Raw genomic sequence first — 5,626 nt, forward strand, 5'->3', positions numbered from 1 at the left:
GGTCCATGCACACCGTCCCCGACACCACCGCGTCGGGGGCGCACTTCTTGAGTGGCTTCGCGCCCTGGGCACCCGCCGTGCCGGCCATCAGCAGCACCGCTGCCGCCGACCCCGTGAGGACTCGCACACCGCGTCGCATGACTTGCCTCCTTTGGTCTTCGTTGTGGAATCGGCCTACGCGCCGGCGGCGCGCCTCCGAGACAGGGGGCGCCATACCACGACCCCGTGGATCTCCCGCATGCGGTGACTGATGAAGTCCTCCATCTATCTATTCCACGCCTACCTACTACGACGACTTGGTAGCCCGTTTTCTGGACCGCCGGACCGGCGTGCGCTATCCGGCATGCGCGACCGCAAAAGGCGGATCGCGCGCGACCGGCCTCGTGCAGGCGATCCTCGCCGGCGTGCGTGACCTGGACGGCGCAGTCAACTCGAGGGTGAGCCGGTGGACAAGCGGGAGCGACGGCGAGTCAAGCGCGGGCGCTTGCGCAAGGAGCGCGCGCGGAGCGCCGCGGTCGCGCGGGAAGGTTCGTCACGCCGCTGGCGAGCCGAGGAACTGGCGAACGCCGCGGCGTGGCACCTGGAGGCGCGCGACGCCACATCAGCGGTCGAGGAGGCGGCGCGCGCGGTCGCGCTCGCGCCTCACGATACTCTGATCGCCGGCCTCTATGCGGAGGCGGCGGAGAAATCGAAGCAGCCGCGACACCGGATCGCGTCGCTCGAGCATCTCGCGGCGATCGCGCCGCCAACGTGCGGGCTCCTCACCGCGCTCGCGCATCTCCACTGCAAGGCGGGCAATCTGGAGCGTGCCCGCAGCCTGGTCGCCGACGCACGGCAGATCGTCCCCACGGGGCGCGCGCGACGCAAGGTCGCGCTCGCGGATCTGGCGGCGGTCGAACAGCGTCTCGCCATCGCCGCCGCACCAGCCGCCGAGCAACCGGCGGGCGGCGATCCGCTCCAGCACGAGTTGCCCCTGGCGCACCGCGACCCGCACGACGCCGGCGGCGTCGCGCCCCGTTCCCCGGCGTTCGTTCCGCCTGCCGCGCCTCGGCGGGCGTCGTCGCGACGAGCGCCGCAGGTTCCAGCTCTGCCAGCAGCGCCGCACGCGACACCGGCGCCGCGGCCGCTGCCCGCCACATCCGCGCCGGCGCCGGCCGCACCGACGCCTCCCGCGGCATCCGCGCCGGTGCCGCCGCCACCAGTGCGTCCCGCGACCCTCGAGATCCCCGTCACCGTGGCACAAGACGTCCTCGGTCTGGACGCGCTCCGCGCCGCGCCGTCCGGCAACCTCGACGACGTGACGCTTGCGCTCATGGCGACGGCGCTCCACGACGCCGAGTCGTTCGACCGCCTGCTCGCCCTCGACCACACGCAGGGGCTCATCCACCTCTCCCACCAGGAGGAGACCGCTCGCAAAGTCCTGTCGGTATTCCTCGGCCGCGCGCTCTTGGCGGACGAGGTCGGCCTCGGCAAGACCATCGAGGCCGGTCTGGTGCTCTCCGAGTATCTGCTACGCGGCCGCGTGCAGCGGGCGCTCGTTCTCACGCCACCGTCGCTCGTCGGGCAGTGGCGCGAGGAGCTGGCAGGCAAGTTCGGGATCCCGACCCGCGGCATCGACGACGGGGAGCGCCGGCGCGAACCGCGCGCCCCTCGGGAGGCAACCGGCGTCGTCGTGGCGTCGATCGCAACCGCGCGCTCCGAGCGCCATCGCGATGCGATTCTCGCCAGCCCGTGGGACCTCGTCATCGTCGACGAGGCGCACACCCTCAAGAACCACCGCACCGAGTCGTACGCGCTCGTCGAGCGGCTGCAGACCCGGTTCCTGCTGCTCCTCACCGCGACACCGATCGAGAACCGCGTCGAGGAGCTCTACAATCTCGTGAGTCTCATCCGCCCCGGCCACCTCGGGGGGCGGGCGGCCTTCGTCCGTCGCTTCACCGGCGCGCGCGGCGAGCTCTCGGACGCGGCACGCGGCGAGCTGCGGTCGCTCCTCGGCGAGCTGATGGTACGCAACACGCGCGCCCTTTCGGGCGTGCATCTGCCGCCGCGCTTCGCACGCACCCAGCTCGTCGAGCCGGGGCCGGAGGAGCAGGCGCTCTACGAGCACCTCGTCGCGGCGTTGCGCTCCCTCACGGCGACCGGCCGCGTGCGACCGCTGCTGTCGCTGCTGCTGCAGGAGGCCGGAAGCAGCCCCTTCGCGGTGCGCGGCACGCTCGAGCGCCTGGCGGCCGACGCGACGCTCCCCGAGGCGGTGCGCGCGGCGATCACCTCCGCGTGCGACTTCGCGGCGCGCGCCACCGGCTCCGAGAAGGCCCGCGTCCTCCTCGATACCCTCGCCGGGACCGAGGATCCGACGATCGTCTTCACGCGCTTTCGCGGGACGCTCGCCTTCCTCGCCGACGCCCTCACGCGTGCCGGGCTTCCGTATCAACGCCTCGACGGCGACGTGCCGGTCGCCGCGCGAGCGGCGGCGATCGAGCGCTGCCGCACGACCGGCGGCGTCCTGCTCTCGACCGACGTCGGCAGCGAGGGGCTCAATCTCCAGTTCTGTCATCGCCTGGTCAACTTCGACCTGCCCTGGAACCCGATGCGCATCGAGCAGCGCATCGGACGGCTCCATCGGATCGGTCAGGAGCGCCCCGTCGAGGTACTGAACCTCTGCCTCGCCGGATCCATCGAGGAGCGCATCCTCGGGATCCTCGACGAGCGCATCAACCTCTTCGAGCTGGTGGTGGGCGAGGTCGAGATGATCCTCGGCTACCTCGGCGGCGGCCGCGAGTTCCCCGATCTCGTGCTCGACGCCTTCGCCGAGCCCGATGCCACGAGCCGGACACGCTCGTTCACGCGCCTCGGCGACGCGCTCGCGGCGGCGCGCCAGCGCTACCGTACCGTCAAATCGTTCGACGAGGCGCTCTTCCGGAGCGAGCTCGGCGTATGACCGACACCGTCCGCGACTTCCTGCGTCGCCATCTCACGGCGCTCGGCGCCGTCGTGGAGGACGAGGAGGCCGCGCTGCACGCGCTGCTCCCCGCCGACGCCGGCGCGAGCGCGGGGGTCGAGGAGGTGCTGCTCGCGGTCGATGGACCGCCCGCGGGTTCGGCCATCGACGCGCGCCTCGGCTCCCCGTTCCTCGAGCAGGCGGTGGCCGCGCGCCGCGCGCGGGTGGTGCTCGCCGCCGTCGCGCTCCCCGGCGAGCTGCCGCGGCGCCTCCCGGATCACGTCCCGGTGCTCCTGAATGCCGTTCCTGGCGGAGCGGTGGGGCCGCGCACGCGGGCGCCCGCGCGCTACCTCGCGGCGCACCTGCGCGCGCGACTGCAAGGTGACGAGGTTCGCCACGCGCTTCTCGGTCTCACCGTCCGCTTGGAAGACGGCGCACGAGTGCCGCCGCTCGACCTCACGCGCTCCTACCCCATCGCGGCGGCAGCGCTCACGTCCGCGGAGCATGCGCACGCCGCCCGCGCGCTTCGGACCGCCACCCTCCGTGCGGCACCGAAGGCGCTCGCCGGCGCGCTCGCCGCGATTGCACGCCGCGCCCGGCGGGATCTCATGCGTCTCGGCGACTACTACGCGAGCCTCGACGCCGAGATGGCGCAGGCGGTCGCGCGCGCACGTTCCTATGACGAGCGCGGCCGCCGCGCCGCCAAGCGCGCCATGCTGCCCGACGAGCTCCAGGCGCGACGGAGCCAGCTCGGCGAGCGCCTGAGCGCTCGCCTCGGTGCCGAGCTCGTCGCCGCCACCATCGTCGACACCGAGGTCGACCGCTACGCGATCCCGGTACGGCGGCGCAGCTCCGTCGGCACCATCGCGCTCCAGCAGCGCGCGGCGGACGGCGTGATCGAGGGCCCCTCTTGCGCCGGCTGCAGCCTCGCGACGATCCGCTTCCATCTCTGCGACGAGCGGCTCCACGCCCTCTGCGACGAGTGCGGGCACGCCGGACGCCTCGATCCGGCGCGCTGCCCCGGCTGCAAGCCGCCCCGCCCGGCGCCGCTCACGGTAACGGTCGAGGACGCGACCGCGGCGCTGGCGCTTGGTGTCGGGAGATCGTCCGAACCGATCGCGCTACGGGATCGCGAGCTCGTGACACAGCCCCGGAAACGGTAGGATGCGCACCCCGTCGACGAGGACGTCCTTACTGCCTGGGTGGACCTGGTACCAACGGGGAATGGCGGTCCGTTCCTTGAAGTAGCGCCAGCGAGCGTACTTGTGGAGCTCGTCGAGGATCACGCGCGGCTCGTCGGGGGGCAGCTCGCCCCGCTGGATGCGCGGGCGGGTGCGGACGTCGTCCCAGCTCAGATAGGCGGGGTGGCGCGGATCCGAAGCGCCTACGAGTCGGAGCGCGAGCGTCGTCTTCCCCACCTGGCGCGGTCCACTGAGGAAGACCATCTTCTGCGCGAGGTCGGCGTCGATGGGATCGTACAGGTAGCGCTTGGCGATCTCGCGGAGCACGGGCGGTCCGTCTCGCCTGCCTAGTCCGACTTTGCTCATGAGTAAAGTCGGATACGCCCAACGATGCCGTCTCGTCCTCGGCTTCACTTGTCTCGCCTCGGGGATGCGCCTCGCGCGGAGAAGGCGCTACGGCCCCAGGCACGACCGCCTCGTCGAGGCGATCGGCGCGCCTGCAGGGGCTGGCGCGACGGTGCTGGTGAGCGACAACGTCCGCGAGTTCCGGCGGGTCGAAGGCCTGCGGGTCGAGAACTGGCGCCGCCGCGCCTGACTCGGCCCTGATTCCATGCTCGAAGCACGCACCCTCCAGCCGCGAGGCGCGCTCGGCATCGACCAGGTCGAAACACCGTAGCGCGTGACGCCGGCGCCTACTCCTGCTCCCGGGTGGGCGCGCCGCCGGGACCAGCATCAGCCTGCGGCAGCTCGGCGGCACCGGGCGTGGAAGCGCGGAGGGCTTGCGCCTCGGCCTGCCTTCCTTGCGCGACGAGCAGGGTCGCGAGATTCGTGCGCGGATCGGCGTAGCTCGGGGCGCGCTCGATGGTCGCGCGGTACGCACGCTCCGCGCCCGCGACGTCGCCGCTGCGCTCGAGCACGACCCCGAGGTTGTTGCCGGCCTCGTGGAGGTCGGGGCTCGCCGTGAGCGCGGCGCGGTAGTCCGCGACCGCCTCGTCGAACCGGCCGAGGTTCGCGAGCACGTTGCCGCGGTTGTAGCGCGCGTCGGCGTAGGCGGGGTCGAGACGCAGCGCTTCACCGAGCTCGGCGAGCGCCTCCGGAGCGCGACCCGTGGTGGAATAGGCGAGGCCGAGGTTGTTGCGCGCGTCGGCACGGGCAGGCTCGAGCCGGACCGTCTCCGCGAAATACTCCGTCGCGTCGCCGACGCGGCCGGCCTGCCACGCGGCGACGCCGAGCGCGGCGGTCAGACTCCCCGCCTGCTCCGCGGCGCGCGCCGGTCGCCACCCTTGCCGCTCGAGTACGGTCGCGAGGCTCGGGCGCTCGCCCGGACGCGGCACCGTCGCGCGCACGGCGGCCCGGCAATTCGCGAAGGCCACGTCGAGTCGGCCGAGGCGCGAGGCTTCCACACAGAGGTTGTAACGGATGGTGTCGTTCTCGCCGCTGACGGCGAGCGCCCGCTCGAAGAGCGCCATGCCGTCCCGCCAGTAGTCGACCTGCCGGCGCGTCAGCA

General features: G+C 72.8%; 7 protein-coding genes. 3 read left to right on the top strand and 4 right to left on the bottom strand.

The genetic code is table 11. The features are described 5' to 3' along the window. Both IT293_18230 and IT293_18235 read right to left on the bottom strand, forming a co-directional pair. Positions 1-139: hypothetical protein (locus IT293_18230; protein MCC6766601.1), on the bottom strand; the 139-nt coding region annotated here is incomplete at its 3' end. A gap of 462 nt (positions 140-601) precedes the next feature. Further along, the gene (locus IT293_18235; GenBank protein ID MCC6766602.1) at positions 602-994 is read right to left on the bottom strand and encodes a hypothetical protein; all 393 of its coding nucleotides are present in this window, start codon (positions 992-994) and stop codon (positions 602-604) included. Between the two features lie 240 nt (positions 995-1,234). On the opposite strand from IT293_18235, the gene IT293_18240 reads away from it, so the two are divergent. Both IT293_18240 and IT293_18245 read left to right on the top strand, forming a co-directional pair. Continuing rightward, positions 1,235-2,938, top strand: coding sequence for a DEAD/DEAH box helicase (locus IT293_18240; protein ID MCC6766603.1), 1,704 nt, complete (start codon positions 1,235-1,237; stop codon positions 2,936-2,938). Further along, positions 2,935-4,101, top strand: coding sequence for a hypothetical protein (locus tag IT293_18245; GenBank protein ID MCC6766604.1), 1,167 nt, complete (start codon positions 2,935-2,937; stop codon positions 4,099-4,101). The genes IT293_18240 and IT293_18245 overlap by 4 nt, the downstream gene beginning before the upstream one ends. Here IT293_18245 and IT293_18250 read toward each other — a convergent pair. After that, positions 4,060-4,446, bottom strand: coding sequence for an AAA family ATPase (locus IT293_18250; protein ID MCC6766605.1), 387 nt, complete (start codon positions 4,444-4,446; stop codon positions 4,060-4,062). The genes IT293_18245 and IT293_18250 overlap by 42 nt on opposite strands. A 37-nt stretch (positions 4,447-4,483) precedes the next feature. On the opposite strand from IT293_18250, the gene IT293_18255 reads away from it, so the two are divergent. Then, entirely contained in the window at positions 4,484-4,714 is a 231-nt protein-coding gene (locus tag IT293_18255; GenBank protein MCC6766606.1) for a hypothetical protein, read from the top strand. A 97-nt stretch (positions 4,715-4,811) separates the two neighbouring features. Here the strand turns inward: IT293_18255 and IT293_18260 are convergent. Next, positions 4,812-5,626 (bottom strand): tetratricopeptide repeat protein (locus IT293_18260; GenBank protein ID MCC6766607.1); only part of this gene is annotated, 815 nt, incomplete at its 5' end.

This window comes from Deltaproteobacteria bacterium (assembly GCA_020848745.1).
Classification (GTDB): Bacteria; Desulfobacterota; Binatia; order UTPRO1; family UTPRO1; genus UTPRO1.